This window comes from Klebsiella sp. Ech2A (genome assembly GCF_030078455.1).
In the GTDB taxonomy this organism is placed as follows: Bacteria; Pseudomonadota; Gammaproteobacteria; order Enterobacterales; family Enterobacteriaceae; genus Klebsiella; species Klebsiella terrigena.
Genome location: NZ_JAQGFU010000046.1, coordinates 1 through 14,840 on the forward strand (window position 1 = coordinate 1; position 14,840 = coordinate 14,840).

At 58.6% G+C, this 14,840-nt stretch carries 13 protein-coding genes and 1 riboswitch; of the genes, 4 read left to right on the forward strand and 9 right to left on the reverse strand.

Annotated elements, in window-relative coordinates:
• The 3 genes from thiP to sgrR all read right to left on the reverse strand — a co-directional run.
• The coding region (gene thiP, locus PFH44_RS11220) for a thiamine/thiamine pyrophosphate ABC transporter permease (RefSeq protein ID WP_283825036.1) at positions 1 to 856 on the reverse strand (856 nt) is incomplete at its 3' end.
• Positions 832 to 1,815 carry a thiamine ABC transporter substrate binding subunit gene (thiB, locus tag PFH44_RS11225; protein ID WP_041144030.1) on the reverse strand — a complete coding sequence of 328 codons (984 nt, stop codon included), beginning with the start codon at positions 1,813 to 1,815 and terminating at the stop codon, positions 832 to 834. The genes thiB and thiP, both read right to left, overlap by 25 nt.
• A gap of 32 nt (positions 1,816 to 1,847) precedes the next feature.
• Positions 1,848 to 1,994, reverse strand: a riboswitch (TPP riboswitch).
• A gap of 61 nt (positions 1,995 to 2,055) precedes the next feature.
• A complete protein-coding gene (gene sgrR / locus PFH44_RS11230) occupies positions 2,056 to 3,711 on the reverse strand; it encodes an HTH-type transcriptional regulator SgrR (RefSeq protein WP_045859931.1) in 1,656 nt (551 codons plus the stop codon).
• Positions 3,712 to 3,798: 87 nt separating this feature from the next.
• Between sgrR and sgrT the strand changes: the two genes are divergently transcribed.
• Both sgrT and PFH44_RS11240 read left to right on the forward strand, forming a co-directional pair.
• On the forward strand, positions 3,799 to 3,951 hold the full coding sequence (sgrT, locus tag PFH44_RS11235) for a glucose uptake inhibitor SgrT (RefSeq protein ID WP_072051895.1): 153 nt from the start codon (positions 3,799 to 3,801) through the stop codon (positions 3,949 to 3,951).
• Between the two features lie 185 nt (positions 3,952 to 4,136).
• Positions 4,137 to 5,321, forward strand: a complete 1,185-nt coding sequence (locus PFH44_RS11240) for a sugar efflux transporter (RefSeq protein ID WP_283825037.1) — start codon at positions 4,137 to 4,139, stop codon at positions 5,319 to 5,321.
• A gap of 38 nt (positions 5,322 to 5,359) precedes the next feature.
• On the opposite strand, the gene aroD is transcribed toward PFH44_RS11240, so the two are convergent.
• From aroD to leuL, 6 genes are all read right to left on the reverse strand, one after another.
• A complete protein-coding gene (gene aroD, locus PFH44_RS11245) occupies positions 5,360 to 6,115 on the reverse strand; it encodes a type I 3-dehydroquinate dehydratase (RefSeq protein ID WP_283825038.1) in 756 nt (251 codons plus the stop codon).
• Positions 6,116 to 6,209: 94 nt separating this feature from the next.
• Positions 6,210 to 6,815: a 3-isopropylmalate dehydratase small subunit gene (gene leuD / locus PFH44_RS11250; RefSeq protein WP_045859925.1), complete on the reverse strand. Its 606-nt coding sequence runs from the start codon at positions 6,813 to 6,815 to the stop codon at positions 6,210 to 6,212.
• Between the two features lie 10 nt (positions 6,816 to 6,825).
• Entirely contained in the window at positions 6,826 to 8,226 is a 1,401-nt protein-coding gene (leuC, locus tag PFH44_RS11255) for a 3-isopropylmalate dehydratase large subunit (RefSeq protein ID WP_045859923.1), read from the reverse strand.
• A 2-nt stretch (positions 8,227 to 8,228) separates the two neighbouring features.
• Entirely contained in the window at positions 8,229 to 9,320 is a 1,092-nt protein-coding gene (gene leuB / locus PFH44_RS11260; protein ID WP_283825039.1) for a 3-isopropylmalate dehydrogenase, read from the reverse strand.
• Complete coding sequence (gene leuA / locus PFH44_RS11265; RefSeq protein ID WP_283825040.1) at positions 9,320 to 10,891, reverse strand: 2-isopropylmalate synthase; 1,572 nt, start codon at positions 10,889 to 10,891, stop codon at positions 9,320 to 9,322. The genes leuB and leuA overlap by 1 nt, the downstream gene beginning before the upstream one ends.
• A 94-nt stretch (positions 10,892 to 10,985) precedes the next feature.
• On the reverse strand, positions 10,986 to 11,072 hold the full coding sequence (leuL, locus tag PFH44_RS11270; protein ID WP_115193567.1) for a leu operon leader peptide: 87 nt from the start codon (positions 11,070 to 11,072) through the stop codon (positions 10,986 to 10,988).
• 603 nt (positions 11,073 to 11,675) lie between these two features.
• Between leuL and leuO the strand changes: the two genes are divergently transcribed.
• Entirely contained in the window at positions 11,676 to 12,644 is a 969-nt protein-coding gene (gene leuO / locus PFH44_RS11275) for a transcriptional regulator LeuO (RefSeq protein WP_152644043.1), read from the forward strand.
• A 470-nt stretch (positions 12,645 to 13,114) separates the two neighbouring features.
• The gene (gene ilvI / locus PFH44_RS11280) at positions 13,115 to 14,839 is read left to right on the forward strand and encodes an acetolactate synthase 3 large subunit (RefSeq protein ID WP_045859919.1); all 1,725 of its coding nucleotides are present in this window, start codon (positions 13,115 to 13,117) and stop codon (positions 14,837 to 14,839) included.
• Position 14,840: the final 1 nt, after the last annotated feature.

The window sequence follows — 14,840 nt, forward strand, 5'->3', positions numbered from 1 at the left end:
GCGGGCGGGCGGCGGGGTCGCGCCAGCCGCGAACGTGGGTTACGCCGATCGCCACGGCCTTGCTCAGGCGCTGGCTGAGCAGCACCAGCCCGAGGCAGCAGCTCATCTGGATCAGCGCCAGCATCGCCGCGCGGGCCGGATCGTAATCAAAGCTCAGCGCCTGATAGATTGCCAGCTCGATGGTGGTGGCCCGCGGGCCGCCGCCAAGAGAGAGGACGGTCGCGAAGCTGGCGAAGCAGAGCATAAAGATCAGCGCCGCCACCGGAGGAATTTGCCGCCGCAGCCACGGCCACTCGACGAAGCGGAAAAAGTGAAAGCCGCGCATGCCAAGCTGGGCCGCAATTTGCCGCTGTTCGCCGGGGATATTCTCCAGCGCCTGCAGCAGCAGGCGGGTCGCCATCGGCATATTGAAGAAGACGTGCGCCAGCAGGATCCCCTGCAGCCCGTAGGGTGAGAAATCCCACCGCCATCCCAGCGCGTTAAATGCCGCCGCCAGCCAGCCCTGGCGCCCGTAAACGCTCAGGATGCCAAATACCGCCACCAGCACCGGCAGGATCAGCGTCATCGCGCACAGGCGCAGCAGCAGCGTGCGGCCGGGAAAGCGGCGCCGGTAAAGGGCGCGGGCAAGAAAAATGGCCGGCAGCACCGAGAGCAGCGCCGAAAGAAACGCCTGCCAGAAGGAGAAGCGCACGACGTGCCAGAGATAGCTGTCGCCGACGATAGTCATCCAGGCCGCCTCCGGCGCGCTGCTCCAGAGCGCCAGAAAAGCGGCCAGCGCCACCGCGACCAGCACGGTGGCGGCCGTCAGGCCCGGCAGCAGCCAGCCGATGCTTAGCGGCTGACGGCGCGTTGCCATGCGTTAATCCAGTTCTGCCGTTCGCCAGCGACCTGCTGCGGAGTGAACTCCAGGGTGGTCTGCGGTTTGATCAGCGTGTCAAAGCCGGCAGGGAGCGTCACCTGGGTGACGGGGTACATCCAGTTGCCCGCCGGAATCGCATTCTGGAACCCCGGAGAGACCATAAACTTAAGGAACTTCTCCGCCAGCTCCGGCTGCTTGCTGGCCGCGGTGCGGGCCGCCACTTCGACCTGCAGGTAGTGGCCTTCGCTGAAGCCGGCCGCCGCGTAGTTATCTTTTTTCTCTTCGATGATGTGATAGGCCGGAGAGGTGGTATAGCTCAGCACCAGATCGCTTTCCCCCTTCAGGAACAGGCCGTAGGCCTCGCTCCAGCCTTTGGTGACGGTGACGGTTTTCGCCGCCAGCTTCTCCCACGCCTGCGGGGATTTGTCGCCGTACACTTTCTGCATCCACAGCAGCAGGCCGAGCCCCGGCGTGCTGGTGCGCGGATCTTCGTAGATCACCCGCCATTTTTGGTCGCTCTCAACCAGCTCCTTCAGGCTTTTGGGCGGATTTTTGAGCTTATTTTTATCGTAGACGAAGGCGAAATAGCCGTAATCAAAGGGGACGAAGGTATCGTTGTTCCAGCCGCCGGGTACCCTGAGCGCGTCGGTCGGCACGTTGCTTTTGGCGAACAGCTTGCTTTGCGCCGCCGCTTCCAGCAGGTTGTTGTCCAGCCCGAGCACCACGTCGGCTTTGCTGTTTTTGCCTTCCATGCGCAGGCGATTCAGCAGCGAAACGCCGTCCTCCAGCGCCACGAACTTCAGCTCGCAGCCGCAGTCGGCTTCAAAGGCCTTTTTGACGGCCGGACCCGGACCCCAGTCCGCGGAAAAGGAGTCGTAGGTATAGACGGTGAGAACGGGTTTTGCCAACGCGGGAGCGGCGACCAGCACCAGCAGCGGGAGTAATTTTTTCAACACTTTGCACCTCACAAAAAAGGGGTGGCAAAGGATTTTGAGTGAGCCTCAAATCCCTTCGCCGGCGTTATCCGGATCAGGTTCGACGGGTATTTTCTCAGCCCATACGCTTCATCCTGCAGGCTGTCTCGATGCAACCTGAATGAAGCGGCGTATGTTTATTAGCACCCCGTTGAGAACGGCGACTAGTGTAATGATTTTGTTAGCGGACCGAAAGGGCTTAAGCGCCCGCCGGGGACGGCGCTAGGGTTCCGGCGGCGCAAACCACGCCGATTTAAAATCAAACCAGCCGAGGGTGTTCATCCTCACGCCGCGCATGCTGCGCTGGCCCTGGATCATCAGCCAGTGGTGGATCAGCGGGACGATCGTTTGGTTGGCCAGCAGCTGCTGGCTCCAGGTCGCAGGGTTTAACTCGCCCGCATGCCAGCGGCCGGCGTCCTCTTCCCAGTCAATCGGAATGCAGTGACGAATGAGCGGGACTTCATACAGCCAGGCGAAGAGGGAGAAGTCGATCGGCAGGGTAAAGTTGGCGCTGTTTAGCCAGATGTCGCTGACCACCTCGCCGCGGTGCCACTCCGCGTATTCCAGCTCGCGGATCTCCAGCCTGACCTGATGCTCGGCTAACAGCGTCGCCATAATGCCGCCGATCGCGCGATGCTCAATGTGGTCCTGATAATAGGTCAGCGTCACCGACTCGAGCCCCGCGGGCTTCTCGCAGGCGTGGCTGCGCGCGTGGTGCCAGCGCGGCAGCAGGCCGTAGGCCGGGAACCAGTTGCCCTGGTAATGTTCGCCCGCGTGGTAGAGCAGGTTCGCCGGCTGGAACAGGTAGCTCAGCCACTGGCGGACGGCGGCATTGGCGCCAAGCGGGCTGCGGGAATCAAACAGCAGGTAGTAGCAGCCCTCTTCCAGGCGGCTTTCGACGGCTTTCTCGCTCTGGGTGGTGCCCTGCAGGGTTAAGCCGCCGTTCGACTCTTCGCCAATCTCCGGCAGCACCCAGACGTTGACCTCGTCAATTAATGCCCGATAGCCGAAGTAGTCGTCGAAGGCGTGGATCTTAAGCTGGTTTTGGTTATTGCGCGCGACGGCATAGGGGCCGGTACCGATCGGCATCGCGGAGTAGTTCTCCATCGACTGCCATTCGCGCGGCAGTATCACCGCCGAAACCTGGCCCAGCAGCCACGGCAGCCAGCGATCCGGCTGCGTCAGATGGATATCCAGCGTCCAGGCGGTTGGCGAGACGATGCGCTCAATATGGGCGTACAGCGGCAGGGCGTTGCTGCGCTGCAGGGAGGCGATAACGTCCTCCATTTCCAGCTCGCGCCCGTGGTGAAAGTGGATGCCGGGACGCAAAAAAAAGCGCCAGTGGGTGGCCGATAGCTGCTGCCAGTGGTGGGCAATATCGGCTTCCAGTTCCCCGTTTTCCTCATTTACCCGCGTCAGGGCGCTGAAGATTTGCCGGGCGATATGGTTTTCCGAACGGCGCAGCGCGCTGCCGGGGAGCAGATTTTTCATCGGCCGGTAGTAGAGCACGCGCAGAATATGCCGCCCCTGGCGAAAGCTCCGCCCGAGGTGGGAGACCAGCATCTGGCGCACGGCGGCCTTATCGCCGACCAGCTGCACCAGCTGATCGATGCGATCCTGCTCCAGCAGATCTTCCGCCCGCTGCTGCTGTAGCGCCAGGCCGGTGTAGAGGAAAGCCAGCTTCGAGCGCTTACCGCGTCCCGCCTCCGCCTCCCAGGTTAGCCAGCCGCGCTCTTCCATCATGTTCAGCAGGGTTCGCATATGGCGGCGCGAGCAGCTTAGCATCTCAGCCAGCTCGTTGAGCGTCGTCTCCTGCGACCTCCCTTCGCAGCATTGCCACAGGCGGATGAACTGTTGTTGCAGACGGGCAGAAGACATAAAAGGGGAACTCCTGATGAAAACTCAGCAATTTATTAATCCTCATATTAGGCCAATAATAGATTTCGATGAAGCGAGGAGATGAATATGACGAGGTCAACCGCTAAACAGTTCTACCAACGCTACTTTTCTGCGACGCAGGATGCGTCATGGCTAGCCCGCCTGATGGCAGGACGACAGCAGGAAATACTCGGCGAGCTGATGCAGTGGGGAGTTACGTCGCCGACCTCCGATCGTTAACTTGCCGATATCATGTGTGACTGAGTATTGGTGCGTACCTGTCCGCTTTCGCGTACCCGGCATTAGCGCGGCCTGCTTGTAGCGGCCGCCGGCCTGTAACCTGAAGCAGATAGAGTATAAAATCACCCGCCAGCAGATGACTTCTGCTGGCTTTTTTCGTTTTCTTCGCGTGCTAAGGACATGACATGCTGTGGTTAATGACGATGGGACGGCGGCTTAACGGCGTCTATGCGGCTTTTATGCTGGTCGCTTTTATGATGGGGATTGCCGGTGCGCTGCAGGCCCCGACGCTCAGCCTGTTTCTCAGCCGTGAGGTGGGCGCGCAGCCTTTCTGGGTCGGTCTGTTTTACACCGTTAACGCCATTGCCGGGATCGCGGTCAGCCTGGCGCTGGCGAAGCGCTCCGACAGCCAGGGCGACCGCCGCCGGCTGATTATGTTCTGCTGCCTGATGGCCGTGGGCAACGCGCTGCTGTTTGCCTTCAATCGCCACTACTTAACCCTGATTACCTGCGGCGTGATGCTGGCATCCATCGCCAACGCCGCGATGCCGCAGCTGTTCGCCCTGGCGCGGGAGTATGCCGACAGCTCGGCGCGGGAAGTGGTGATGTTCAGTTCAGTCATGCGCGCCCAGCTGTCGCTGGCGTGGGTTATCGGCCCGCCGCTGGCCTTTATGCTGGCGCTGAACTACGGCTTTACCACCATGTTCACGATTGGTGCCGGGATTTTTGTGATTAGCCTGGCGCTGATTGCGTTTAAGCTCCCGTCGGTGGCGCGGGTGGAGCAGCCTTCGGAGGCGGCGGGGGCGATAGCCCAGGCCGGCGGCTGGCAGGATAAAAACGTGCGCATGCTGTTTATCGCCTCGACGCTGATGTGGACCTGCAACACCATGTACATCATCGATATGCCGCTGTGGATCAGCAGCGATCTCGGCCTGCCGGATAGCCTGGCGGGGATCCTGATGGGCACCGCGGCCGGGCTGGAGATCCCGGCGATGATTCTGGCGGGCTACTACGTCAAACGCTGGGGCAAGCGTCGCATGATGGTCGCCGCCGTGGCCGCCGGGGTGCTGTTCTACGCCGGGCTGATCCTGTTCCACGACCGTACGGCGCTGCTGGCGCTGCAGCTGTTTAACGCGATTTTTATCGGTATTGTCGCCGGGATCGGTATGCTGTGGTTTCAGGATCTGATGCCGGGACGCGCGGGAGCGGCCACCACGCTGTTTACCAATAGTATTTCCACCGGCGTGATCCTGGCCGGCGTGCTGCAGGGGGCGCTGTCGCAGAGCTACGGCCACGCCAGCGTTTACTGGGCGATCGCGGCGATTTCGCTGGTGACCCTGTTTTTGACCGGCAAAGTGAAAGATATCTAGCCCGTTACCCGCCCGCGGATCGCCGCGGGCGGGCGAGTTCAGGAGAGGATGTCGATCGTTTCCCGCAGCTGGCGGATGGCGATTTGCCCCGGCGCAGAGGCCTGGCCCGCGCTGCCGAACGTCATCGCTGAACCAAACAGTCGCCCGGTAACCCGGCTGATGCCGCCCATTTTGCCCATCGACATGGTGACGATCGGGCCGGTAGCGTGCTTCTCCTTCATCGCCAGCGTGGCGGAGAGGAGCGTCAGCACATCCTGCGGAGACTGCGGCATGACCGCTATTTTCGGCAGGTCGGCGCCCAGCTCCTGCATACGGCAGAGGCGGCGAATAATCTCCTCTTCGGGCGGCGTTTTCTGGAAATCATGATTGCTGACGATCGCCTTCACGCCGGCGGCGTGGGCATCATCGATCAGGGCGCGGATCTGCGCCTCATCGTTGAAGAGCTCGATATCAATCATCTCGACCAGCCCGCTGAGCGCGACCTGACGGTTAAGGGCAAAGTACTCCGCCTCGTCGAGCTGCGCCTCGCCGCCCTCCTTTTGGCTGCGGAAGGTGAACAGCAGCGGCGTATCGCCGAGGATCCGGCGAACTTCAGCCAGCGCCAGCAGTACCTGTTCGGTGCTGGCGACCTGGGCAAAGCCGTCGGCGCGCCATTCGATAATATCGGCGTCGACTTCTACCAGCGCCCGCGCGCGAGCCTTCAGCTCATCAAGGGTTTGGCCCATCAGCGGGACGCAGATTCGGGTGGTACCTTCCTGGAAGGTGAGGTTCTTAACCGTTACGGTTGTCGTCATATCGGCGCCTGTGCGAATTTCCTGAGGACTTCTCAGCTCAGAAGTCATAAAAAAATGCCCGGTCATGGACCGGGCAGGAGAGCCGCTGGCGGCTTTAGTTCATAAAGGCCGGCTGCTTGTTCTCGTAGGCGGAGATCGCCTCTTCGTGCTGCAGCGTCAGGCCGATGCTATCGAGGCCGTTCAGCATGCAGTGGCGGCGGAAGGCGTCGATTTTAAAGCTGTACGACCTGTCGCCCGCTTTCACCACTTCGGCTTCCAGATCCACCTCGAAGGTAATGCCCGGGTTGGCCTGCACCAGCTTAAACATCTCGTCGACCTGCTCGTCGCTCAGGGTCACCGGCAGCAGCTGGTTGTTGAAGCTGTTGCCGTAGAAGATGTCGGCGAAGCTTGGCGCGATCACCACCTTAAAGCCGTAGTCGGTCAAAGCCCAGGGAGCGTGTTCGCGCGATGAGCCGCAGCCGAAGTTTTCCCGCGCCAGCAGAATCGAGGCGCCCTTGTATTCCGGGAAGTTGAGAACGAACTCCGGATTCGGCTGCTGCCCCTGGTCATCGAGGAAGCGCCAGTCGTTGAACAGATGCGCGCCAAAACCGGTGCGGGTCACTTTCTGCAGGAACTGCTTGGGAATGATCGCATCGGTATCGACGTTTGCGGCATCCAGCGGAACCACCAGGCCAGTATGTTGGGTAAATTTCTCTGCCATGATGGTCTCCTTATTTAATGTCGCGAATGTCGGCGAAATGGCCGCTGACGGCCGCTGCTGCGGCCATGGCCGGGCTGACTAAGTGGGTACGTCCGCCGCGGCCCTGGCGGCCTTCAAAGTTACGGTTGCTGGTGGATGCGCAGCGCTCGCCGGGGTTCAGGCGGTCGTTGTTCATCGCCAGGCACATGGAGCAGCCCGGCAGACGCCATTCAAAGCCGGCTTCGATAAAGATCTTATCCAGGCCTTCCGCTTCCGCCTGCGCCTTCACCGGGCCGGAGCCTGGGACAACCAGCGCCTGCACGCCCGGCGCGACTTTACGCCCTTTGGCAATTTCCGCCGCCGCGCGTAAGTCTTCAATACGCGAGTTGGTACAGGAACCGATAAAGACTTTATCAATTGCGACGTCGGTCAGCGGGATGCCGGGCTTCAGGCCCATATAGGCCAGCGCTTTTTCCGCGCTTGCGCGCTCTACCGGATCGGCGAAAGAGGCCGGGTCGGGAATCATGTCGGTGACGGAGATAACCTGGCCCGGGTTGGTTCCCCAGGTGACCTGCGGCGCAATCTCTGCGGCCTGTAAGGTGACGACGGTGTCAAAGGTGGCGTCGGCGTCGGTGGTCAGGGTTTCCCAGTAGGCGACCGCATCGCTAAAGTCCTGGCCTTTAGGCGCGTGCAGACGGCCCTTCACGTAATCAAAGGTGGTCGCGTCCGGCGCCACCAGGCCCGCCTTCGCGCCCATCTCGATGGCCATATTGCACAGGGTCATACGGCCTTCCATGCTCAGGTTGCGAATGGCTTCGCCGCAGAATTCGACCACGTGGCCGGTACCGCCGGCGCTGCCGGTTTTGCCGATGATCGCCAGCACGATATCCTTCGCGGTGATCCCTGGCGCCGCCTGGCCCTGAACTTCAATCTTCATCGTTTTGGCGCGGCCCTGCTTCAGGGTCTGGGTGGCCAGCACGTGCTCGACTTCGGAGGTCCCGATGCCGAAAGCCAGCGCGCCGAACGCGCCGTGGGTCGCGGTATGGGAGTCGCCGCAGACGATGGTCATCCCCGGCAGGGTTACGCCCTGCTCGGGGCCCATTACGTGAACGATACCCTGATACGGGTGGTTCAGGTCATACAGCTCAACGCCGAATTCGTTACAGTTCTTAATCAGCTCCTGCATCTGGATACGCGCCATTTCGCCGGACGCGTTGATGTCTTTGGTCTGAGTCGAAACGTTATGATCCATGGTGGCGAAGGTTTTCCCCGGCTGGCGCACCTGGCGGTTGTGCGCGCGCAGGCCGTCAAACGCCTGCGGGGAGGTGACTTCGTGTACCAGATGACGGTCAATGTACAGCAGCGGGGTTTCGTTTTGCGCTTCATAAACCACGTGAGCATCAAACAATTTTTCATACAACGTCTTCGCCATGATTACACCCCTTCAGCGACATAGCGGGCAATGATGTCGCCCATTTCATCGGTACTGACAGCCGCCGCGCCGCGCGCTAAATCGCCGGTACGGATGCCTTCTTCTAATGCGCGGTTGATCGCGCTTTCGATAGCCGTTGCCGCTGCGTCCGTGTCGAGGCTGTAGCGCAGCAGCAGCGCCAGCGACAGGATTTGGGCGATCGGGTTAGCGATGTTCTTGCCGGCGATATCAGGCGCCGAGCCGCCTGCCGGCTCGTACAGGCCAAAGCCCTGTTCGTTGAGGCTGGCGGAGGGCAGCATGCCCATTGAGCCGGTGATCATCGCGCATTCGTCGGACAGAATGTCGCCGAACAGGTTGGAGCACAGCAGCACGTCGAACTGGGACGGGTCTTTAATCAGCTGCATGGTGGCGTTGTCGATGTACATATGCGCCAGCTCAACGTCCGGGTACTCTTTGGCGATTTCGCCGACGATTTCCCGCCACAGAATGGAGGACTGGAGCACGTTGGCTTTATCGATAGAGGTCACTTTGCTCCGGCGCTTGCGGGCCGATTCAAACGCGATGTGCGCAATGCGCTCGATCTCAAAGCGGTGGTAAACCTCGGTATCAAACGCTTTCTCGTGATGGCCGCTGCCTTCACGACCCTTCGGCTGGCCGAAGTAGATGCCGCCGGTCAGTTCACGGACGCACAGGATATCGAAGCCGTTGGCGGCGATATCCGCGCGCAGCGGGCAAAACTCTTCCAGCCCCTGATACAGCTTCGCCGGACGCAGGTTGCTGAACAGCTTGAAATGTTTACGCAGCGGCAGCAGCGCACCGCGCTCCGGCTGCTCTGCGGGCGGCAGGTGCTCCCATTTTGGGCCCCCGACCGAGCCGAACAGAATGGCGTCTGCCTGCTCGCAGCCGTCTACGGTTGCCTGCGGCAGCGGGGTGCCCTGACGGTCGATGGCGATGCCGCCAACGTCATACTGGCTGGTGGTAATGCGCATATCAAAACGGTTACGGACGGCTTCCAGTACTTTCATCGCCTGGTTCATGACTTCCGGGCCAATGCCATCACCTGGCAAAACAGCAATATGATAATTCTTCGACATTACACGGTTTCCTTCTTGTTCTCGTTATTCTGAGCTTTGCGTTGCAACTCTTTTTCGACTTCAGCGGCGCGCCAGATGTTGTTCAGGACGTGAACCATCGCCTTCGCCGAGGACTCCACGATATCCGTCGCCAGCCCGACGCCGTGGAAGCGGCGGCCGTTGTAGTTAACGACGATATCCACCTGGCCCAGCGCATCTTTACCGTGGCCCTTGGCGCTTAAACCATACTTAACCAGCTCGATGTCATACGCCGTAACGCGGTTGATGGCCTGATAGACGGCATCGACCGGGCCGTTGCCGTTAGCCGCTTCGGACTTCACTTCATCGCCGCAGGCCAGCTTGACGGAGGCGGTGGCGATGGCGTTGGAGCCGGACTGCACGCTGAAGTAGTCCAGGCGGAAATGCTCAGGCTCTTCCTGCTGCTTGTTAATAAAGGCCAGGGCTTCCAGGTCGTAGTCGAAGACCTGACCTTTTTTGTCCGCCAGCTTCAGGAAGGCGTCATACAGGTGGTCCATGTTGTAGTCGCTTTCCTTGTAGCCCATCTCTTCCATGCGGTGTTTCACCGCCGCGCGGCCGGAGCGGGAGGTCAGGTTCAGCTGCACCTGATTCAGGCCGATGGATTCCGGGGTCATGATTTCGTAGTTTTCGCGGTTCTTCAGCACGCCGTCCTGGTGAATACCGGAAGAGTGGGCGAAAGCGCCGGTGCCGACGATGGCTTTGTTCGCCGGGATCGGCATGTTGCAAATCTGGCTGACGGTCTGGCTGGTGCGCCAGATTTCGCTGTGATTGATGCGGGTGCGCACGTCCATAATGTCTTTACGCACCTTGATGGCCATGATCACTTCTTCCAGCGAGCAGTTGCCCGCACGTTCGCCGATGCCGTTCATGGCGCCTTCGACCTGGCGCGCGCCGGCGTGGACGGCGGCAATGGCGTTGCCGACGGCTAAGCCCAAATCGTCATGGGTGTGAACTGAAATGATCGCTTTGTCGATATTCGGCACGCGCTCGTACAGGCCGGTAATGATGTTGGAGAATTCGAACGGCATGGTATAGCCGACGGTATCCGGGATGTTAATGGTGGTCGCGCCGGCGCGGATGGCGGCTTCAACGACGCGCGCCAGGTCAGCAATCGGCGTACGGCCGGCATCTTCGCAGGAGAACTCAACGTCGTCGGTATAGTTACGGGCGCGTTTAATCATATAGATCGAACGCTCAATCACCTCATCAAGGGTGCTGCGCAGCTTGGTGGCGATGTGCATCGGCGAGGTGGCGATAAACGTATGAATACGGAACGCTTCGGCGATTTTTAAGGATTCGGCCGCGACATCGATATCTTTCTCTACGCAGCGCGCCAGGGCGCAGACGCGGCTGTTTTTGATGGTGCGCGCGATGGTCTGTACGGATTCAAAGTCGCCCGGAGATGAGACAGGGAAGCCGACTTCCATCACGTCTACGCCCATACGCTCAAGGGCCAGGGCAATCTGCAGCTTCTCTTTAACGCTCAGGCTGGCCTGTAACGCTTGTTCACCGTCACGTAAGGTCGTATCGAAAATAATGACTTGCTGGCTCATGGTTAAATCCTTAATCGGTGTCCTGGGCGCCTTGCTGACGAGCATAAAAAAACCCGCGCAATGGCGCGGGTTTTATAGTCTTACTGGAAGATGACTAACGCTTAACGTCGCCCAGCAGCCTACCGCGCAAATTGGATGCGTTTAGTAGTAGTAGGCTGGTGAAACGAGTGCTGCGAATCATTGCGTCATGCTCCAGATGAAATCGATATGCTTTTAGAGTTACTGGATACGCCTTTTGATGTCAACCCCTGAGGGGGAAAAACGCCTTTTTACCTTGCCACTGAATTAGCTAATTGTGCTGAAGATCGCGCTTTTTTGCCGACAATCGTTTTTGGCGCCGCGGCAGGGGCGAGGCCATTTAAAACATTCGCACAATTTCCTATTCATTCAAGGCCTCATGCTGGCGGGGCGGCGACGGCCGACATCTTAATGAAAAGAGTGAGGATATTTGCCATATGAATATATTTAAATGAGTTCCGGCTAATTATCTATGATAACGATATGTTAATTTTAATAGCGTGCTCAATCGATACTTTAATACTGCTTCAATTTAAGTTAACTATTCCTGCCGTTGTTTATCCTTATAACTTATGAGTAAACTTAGCGCCATCAAGTAATCGATATAGTTAAAATGAAACGGCCATTTTCTAATTCTGCTTATTTTTGCCGAAATCATAACTTTGATATATTCCTAAAATTCATTTTTACCCTTTTGCAAATTTCATATGCGTGCTAAATGATATTTTCAGCATTAATTACTGTACTTGTGCAAAGGGAATTTAGCCTGATGGTGAAATTAGATATGATAATTGAAAGTATTGAATATCAAGCAGCCCCTGCGGCGGAGGTGACGAAACCTCAGCTACGCATGGTCGATCTCAATCTGCTCACCGTCTTTGATGCGGTAATGCAGGAGCAGAATATCACTCGCGCGGCGCATTCTCTGGGGATGTCGCAGCCGGCGGTCAGCAACGCCGTATCGCGTCTGAAGGTGATGTTTAATGACGAGCTGTTCGTTCGCTACGGCCGCGGGATTCAGCCAACGGCGCGCGCGTTCCAGCTGTTTGGCTCGGTGCGCCAGGCTCTGCAGCTGGTGCAGAACGAGCTGCCGGGCTCCGGCTTTGAGCCAATAAGCAGCGAGCGGGTGTTTAATTTATGCGTGTGCAGCCCGCTGGATAACTATTTGACCGCCACAATCCTCAATAAAGTTAGCGAAGCCGCGCCAAATATTCATTTGATTTTTAAATCGGCGCTGAATCAAAATACCGACCATCAATTACGTTATCAGGAAATTGAATTCGTGGTGGGCTATGAAGAGTTTCGCCGCCCTGAATTTGCCTGCGTGCCGCTGTTTAACGACGAGATGGTATTAGTCGCCAGTCGTCAGCATCCGCGTATTAGCGGATTGCTGGCGGAAGAGGACATTTATCGGGAAGAGCACGCGGTTGTGGCCCTGGATCGCTATGCTTCATTCAGCCTGCCCTGGTATGACACGCTCGATAAACAGGCGCGAATTGCCTATCAGGGCAATGCGATGGTCAGCGTATTAAACGTGGTTTCGCAAACGCAAATGGTGGCTATTGCGCCGCGTTGGCTGGCGGCTGAATTCGCGGATAAGCTTAACCTGCAGCTGGTCACGCTGGCGCTGCAGGTTAATAGCCGGACCTGCTATCTCTCATGGCACGAAGCCGCGGGTCGCGATAAAGGCCACCAGTGGATGGAAGAACTGCTGGTCAGTATCTGCCGGCGCTAATATGTGCGTACATCACCACAAACGGGAGCCGCGGCTCCTGCTTTGTGAGCGGGCTGCAGGGAATATTTGGGCCTGCCGCTGACCGGGGCTAACGCCGCGGCGCTTTTCGGATGGTTTTATCTATTAGTAAGCAATAAGTCAGAATTTTATTCTGTTTAGCTGCGGCGGCTGGCGTCAGATTCAGATGAAAAATGGATGATTTCCTGCGGCACGGCAATTTGTCCGAGTAATGATTTGCGTCAATTCCTGTCGGTGAAGTTTTCCACCTGATTTTTTATTAAATCCTTTTTTTTATTCTTTTAATACCTCTCATGTACCCGCGGTGGCGAATTGCCTGCCCGTTAGCGACCAGTTATGGTAAAGGCACGCAGTCTATTCACCTCAATGCGAAGACGAAACTCTGCGCATTGTGCGAGCGCGCGGAAATTGAGTTCCGCTGTCGTTAAAAACAATAAGCCGGGAGGCAAACCATGGAGATGTTGTCAGGAGCCGAGATGGTCGTCCAGTCGCTTGTCGATCAGGGCGTCAAGCAAGTATTCGGTTATCCAGGGGGGGCGGTCCTCGATATCTATGATGCGTTACATACCCTCGGCGGTATCGATCATATTTTGGTCCGCCATGAGCAGGCCGCGGTGCATATGGCGGACGGTCTCGCCCGCGCAACGGGCGAAGTCGGGGTCGTGCTGGTGACCTCCGGGCCCGGGGCCACGAACGCCATTACCGGCATCGCCACGGCTTACATGGACTCTATCCCTCTGGTGATCCTCTCCGGACAGGTGGCGACCTCCCTGATTGGTTACGACGCTTTCCAGGAGTGCGACATGGTCGGTATTTCCCGACCGGTGGTGAAGCACAGCTTCCTGGTTAAGCAAACCGAAGATATCCCCGGCGTCCTGAAGAAAGCCTTCTGGCTGGCGGCCAGCGGCCGTCCCGGCCCGGTTGTCGTCGATCTGCCGAAAGATATCCTCAACCCGGCGAACAAGCTGCCGTACGTCTGGCCGGATGCGGTCAGCATGCGCTCCTATAACCCGACAACCAGCGGGCATAAAGGACAAATTAAACGCGCTCTGCAAACGCTGATCGCGGCCAAACACCCGGTGGTATACGTTGGCGGCGGGGCGATTAACGCTCAATGCGAAGCGCAGCTGTATAGCCTGGTGGAAAAACTGAATCTGCCGGTCGCGTCGTCGCTGATGGGGCTGGGCGCTTTCCCGGCCTCGCACCAGCAGGCGCTGGGCATGCTGGGCATGCACGGCACCTATGAAGCCAACATGACGATGCATCACTCCGACGTGATTTTCGCCGTTGGCGTCCGCTTTGACGATCGCACGACCAACAATCTGGCAAAATACTGCCCGAATGCCACGGTGCTGCATATCGACATCGATCCGACGTCAATTTCGAAAACGGTGCCGGCAGACGTGCCGATCGTTGGCGATGCCCGCCTGGTGCTGGAGCAGATGCTGGAGCTGCTGGAGCAGGAAGAGGCGCTGCAGCCGCTGGATGAGCTTCGCGACTGGTGGCAGCAGATCGAGCAGTGGCGAGCCCGTCACTGCCTGAAATACGATACGCAAAGCGGCAAGATCAAACCGCAGGCGGTGATCGAGACCATCTGGCGTCTGACCAACGGGGATGCCTACGTCACCTCCGACGTCGGCCAGCATCAGATGTTTGCCGCGCTCTATTATCCCTTTGATAAGCCGAGACATTGGATCAACTCCGGCGGCCTGGGCACGATGGGCTTCGGCCTGCCCGCGGCGCTCGGCGTGAAGATGGCGCTGCCGGATGAGACCGTTATTTGCGTCACCGGCGACGGCAGTATTCAGATGAATATCCAGGAGCTTTCCACCGCGCTGCAGTACGAACTGCCGGTTCTGGTGCTGAACCTGAATAACCGCTATCTCGGGATGGTGAAACAGTGGCAGGACATGATCTATTCCGGCCGCCACTCGCAGTCGTATATGGAGTCGCTCCCGGACTTTGTCCGCCTCGCAGAAGCGTATGGTCACGTAGGGATTCGCATTAACGAGCCGCAGGAGCTGGAGTCGAAGCTGACCGAAGCGCTGGAGCAGGTGCGTAATAATCGTCTGGTCTTCGTCGACGTAACGGTTGACGGCAGCGAGCACGTGTATCCGATGCATATCCGCGGCGGCGGGATGGACGAGATGTGGTTGAGCAAAACGGAGAGAACCTGAT